The organism is Paenibacillus sp. J5C2022, from assembly GCF_025567625.1.
Lineage (GTDB): Bacteria > Bacillota > Bacilli > Paenibacillales > Paenibacillaceae > Pristimantibacillus.
The window spans coordinates 1-559 of the sequence record NZ_JAOQJC010000134.1 but is presented as its reverse complement, the minus strand read 5'-3'; the positions used below and the strand labels follow the sequence as shown (position 1 = coordinate 559).

The window sequence follows — 559 nt, the reverse complement described above, 5'->3', positions numbered from 1 at the left end:
TTAATTTAATTATACCAAACATACGTTCTTGTTTCAAGTGATTAGATAGATTAAGATACTCGGTTACAAGCGAGAGGTCGCCACTCTCATCCCGTCATTGAAATAACGGGCGTTCCCTTGGCGCATTCGTAAAGACGGTTTACTCACAAGATATAGGATAAGTAGGGGAGCGGAAAGTTTTTTGGGTAGGCTATGTTAAATTCTAAGGTTTATTAAGCTGTCGTTTCCTTTAGTTGAAGTATTATTCGGTTACTAATGTCCATCTATGTAGACATCCTTATACCATACTCCTAAAAAGAATACAATTGCGAACAAGTTTAATTAGAAAGTCAGAATCCCTTTATATTTTCGATTTCAAAATTCATTTTCCCATCCCTATACTTCGCATAGGGGTCATCTTTTTCGCCGATTAACAATTTCCCCTCATAAATATCGGCAACTTCATTCCATTCGAATTTATGACCATTCTGCTCTATTTCAAGTTTGATGTGATGCCAAAATGAGTGCCCATCTTCATACTCAACTTCTATACATGACTTATGCACTTCAATCCAAAACC

At 36.5% G+C, this 559-nt stretch carries 1 pseudogene; it reads right to left on the bottom strand.

From position 1 onward, the window contains the following. Nucleotides 1–329: 329 nt before the first annotated feature. Nucleotides 330–559 (bottom strand): annotated as a pseudogene (locus M6D81_RS31650) (hypothetical protein); the annotation flags it as partial.